Raw genomic sequence first — 2,853 nt, 5'->3', positions numbered from 1 at the left:
GAGCAGCCAGACGAAGGGCGCCGTGATTCGAGACAGCAAGGTCATGGGCCAGGACACGACCACCGCGATCGGCTCGGGCGAGCGAAGGGCGATCTGCTTGGGAACGATCTCGCCGATGACGAGCGAGATGAAGGTCGTCACGACGATAACCAGGGTGAAGCCGAGCGTGTGCGCGGTTGCCGTGCTGAGCCCGGCGAGCTCCAGCCGGTCGGCCACGGGCTGCCCCAAAGTTGCGCCCGAAAAGGCGCCGTTGAGGAAGGTGATCAAGGTGATGCCGCTCTGCACCGTCGAAAGGAAACGCCCCGGATCGGACGCGAGCTCGAGAGCAATCTTCGCGCCGTTGCTTCCGTTGCGGGCAAGCGCCTTCAGCCGCGCCTCGCGCGACGAGACGATCGCCAGCTCGCTCATCGAAAGGACGCCGTTGAGGACGACCAGAACGAGGATCAGCAGGACGGCGAGCCAGGGTATGGAGTGCAATTGATCGCTCATCGAGATGCGTTGCGGAGTCTAGCCTGTCGCCGAAGGTTCACAAAATGGGTAGTTGCACAAGCGGAACCACCGGCCCGCCGTGCCGGTTTCATGCCTTTCTTTTCCATCATGGTCCGGAGCTTCCTGATGCGCTCGTTTCATCCTGCCGCAAGCCTTGCATCGGCCGCCGCCGCACTCGCCCTGTCGGGATGCGGAATGATGGGCTCCGGAGCGCCGCCGCTGCCGCGCCCGGCCGAGTTCACCGCGCTGGGGCTGACTGCGGGCTATCTCAATGCCGACATCATCGGTGGCCGGCACGCCCGCGCCGCGAAGATGCGGGCGGCGCGCATTCGGCCGCTGGCACCCGCCGAAGCGCCGGCGACAATGCAGCGGCTGGAACAGGAACTGCGCGTGCAGACGGCGGGCATCGGCGTCGATGTGCTCAACATGCCCGATGGATTGCTGATTCGCATTCCTGCGAGCTTTACCTTCGACAGCAACAGCAGCGTGCTGAGGCCGGAGTTCGACGCGACGCTGCTCGAGCTCACGCGAACGCTGAAGCTCTATGGCTCGACCTATGTCGACGTGCTCGCTCACACCGACACCAGCGGCAGCGCCGACTATAATGCAGCCTTGTCGCAGAAGCGCGCGGCCGCCGTTGCCGCCTATCTCGCCGGCCATGGCGTCGCTCGGGCCCGGCTGGCGTCGAAAGGCCTCGGCAAGGGGGCGCCGCTCTATAATCCCGAAGCCGACGAGACTCAGCGCGCCGCCAACCGCCGTGTCGAGCTTCGGGTAATCCCGTTCCGCTCGACGGACCTGCGCTAGCGCCGTTCCAAAAAGAAGGCGCGGAGCTGGGCCGCCGCCTCCTCTTCGCCGATGCCACCCAGCACATCCGGGCGGTGATGACAGGTCGACTGCGCGAAGATCCGCGGCCCGTGCACGACTCCGCCGCCTTTCGGATCGTCCGTCGCAAAGCGCAGCGCCCTCACCCGCGCGATCGCCAGCGCTGCCGCGCACATCGCGCAGGGCTCCAGAGTCACCCACAAGGTGCAATCGTCGAGACGCGAAGTACCGAGCCGCTCGGCGGCGGCGCGAATCGCCTGCATCTCGGCATGGGCAGTCGGATCGAGTGTGCCTCGCATCGCGTTGCGGGTCTCGGCGATGACCTCGTCGCCGCGAGTAACGACAGCGCCAACGGGCACCTCGCCATCCGCGGCGGCTTCGGCCGCGAGGTCGAGCGCTCGGCGCATCGGTGGGGGCAGCGGGAAGGTCATCGCGCTCCAGCGCTAGCGCAGCGGGGGCACGACTGTCAGCTAGCTGTGGTTGACGCCGTTCGCGGTCGCCTCGTTGGACTCGGCGCCATTGGCGGGCTGCACGCGGATGTCGGGCACCTTTAAGGTCGCCGACCGTGTGCCGACCTGCACCGAGCCGGTCTCGACGTCGAATGCCGGCGCCTGGCCGCCCTTGGCGGTGACTCCATGGCGCGTCGCGGTCACCTGGGGCGTTTGCGCCGGCCGGACCTGGTTGACATGCAGGAAGCCGGTCGCCAGCGCAGCAAGCACGACCAGCACGGCAATGATGATAACGAAGATGACGGCTCGCATCGTCGTGGTCCTCCGGTCTTCGCGAGTCCTAACTTGCCGGGATAACGTCAGTAGAGCCGCGCGGTTTCTCTCGCGCTGCCTCACCGCCGTTGACGAGACCGGCCCGAACGGGTAACGGGCGGCGCTTTCCGGGCGCACCCACGCGCTCGACCAAAATCAGGATATAGACCATGTCGCGGGTTTGCGAGCTGACCGGCAAGGGCCGGCAGGTGGGAAACAACGTTTCTCACGCCAACAACAAGACGAAGCGCACCTTTCTGCCGAACCTGCAGAACGTGACCCTGATCTCCGATGCGCTCGGGCAGAGCGTCAAGCTGCGCGTGTCGACGCACGGGCTTCGTTCCGTCGAGCATGTGGGTGGTCTCGACAACTGGCTGGCGAAGACTAGCGAAGACAAGCTGAGCCCGAAGGCTCGCAAGCTCAAGCGCGAGATCGCGAAGAAGGCCGTCGAAGCGGCTTAAGGGATCAGGCTGCCCGACGCGGCCTCTCGGCTAGATCCAGCCGCGCCTCTTGAAATACCAGTACGGCAGGACCGCGCTCGCCACCATCAGGCCGAGCGCCCACGGATAGCCCGCGAGCCAGTGAAGCTCGGGCATATGCTCGAAGTTCATCCCGTAGATGCCGGCGATCAGCGTCGGCGGCAGGAAGACGACTGCCGCCCACGAGAAAAGCTTCATGGCCGCGTTCTGCTCGATCGAGATGAGGCCCAGCGAGGCGTCGAGCAGAAAGGTCAGGTTATCGGCGAGAAACGTCGCGTGCTCCGCAAGCGCCGTGACGTCGG

The 2,853-nt window shown here is 66.0% G+C and carries 6 protein-coding genes; 2 read left to right on the top strand and 4 right to left on the bottom strand.

Annotation, left to right across the window (positions count from 1 at the left end):
* The coding region (locus JOZ79_RS01855) for a CNNM domain-containing protein (protein ID WP_294069808.1) at positions 1 to 489 on the bottom strand (489 nt) is incomplete at its 3' end.
* A 90-nt stretch (positions 490 to 579) separates the two neighbouring features.
* Here JOZ79_RS01855 and JOZ79_RS01850 point away from each other — a divergent pair.
* Positions 580 to 1,293, top strand: a complete 714-nt coding sequence (locus tag JOZ79_RS01850) for an OmpA family protein (RefSeq protein WP_294069805.1) — start codon at positions 580 to 582, stop codon at positions 1,291 to 1,293.
* Here the strand turns inward: JOZ79_RS01850 and JOZ79_RS01845 are convergent.
* Positions 1,290 to 1,742 carry a nucleoside deaminase gene (locus tag JOZ79_RS01845; RefSeq protein ID WP_294069802.1) on the bottom strand — a complete coding sequence of 151 codons (453 nt, stop codon included), beginning with the start codon at positions 1,740 to 1,742 and terminating at the stop codon, positions 1,290 to 1,292. The genes JOZ79_RS01850 and JOZ79_RS01845 overlap by 4 nt on opposite strands.
* 39 nt (positions 1,743 to 1,781) lie before the next feature.
* Positions 1,782 to 2,072 carry a hypothetical protein gene (locus JOZ79_RS01840; protein WP_294069800.1) on the bottom strand — a complete coding sequence of 97 codons (291 nt, stop codon included), beginning with the start codon at positions 2,070 to 2,072 and terminating at the stop codon, positions 1,782 to 1,784.
* A gap of 170 nt (positions 2,073 to 2,242) precedes the next feature.
* Between JOZ79_RS01840 and rpmB the strand changes: the two genes are divergently transcribed.
* The gene (rpmB, locus tag JOZ79_RS01835; RefSeq protein ID WP_294069797.1) at positions 2,243 to 2,533 is read left to right on the top strand and encodes a 50S ribosomal protein L28; all 291 of its coding nucleotides are present in this window, start codon (positions 2,243 to 2,245) and stop codon (positions 2,531 to 2,533) included.
* Positions 2,534 to 2,563: 30 nt separating this feature from the next.
* Here rpmB and JOZ79_RS01830 read toward each other — a convergent pair.
* Positions 2,564 to 2,853: CorA family divalent cation transporter (locus tag JOZ79_RS01830; protein ID WP_294069794.1), on the bottom strand; the 290-nt coding region annotated here is incomplete at its 5' end.

It is taken from the genome of Sphingomonas sp. (assembly GCF_019242355.1).
Taxonomy (GTDB): Bacteria; Pseudomonadota; Alphaproteobacteria; order Sphingomonadales; family Sphingomonadaceae; genus Sphingomicrobium.
The sequence above is the reverse complement of the archived record's forward strand: the minus strand, read 5'-3'. Positions and strand labels throughout refer to the sequence as shown.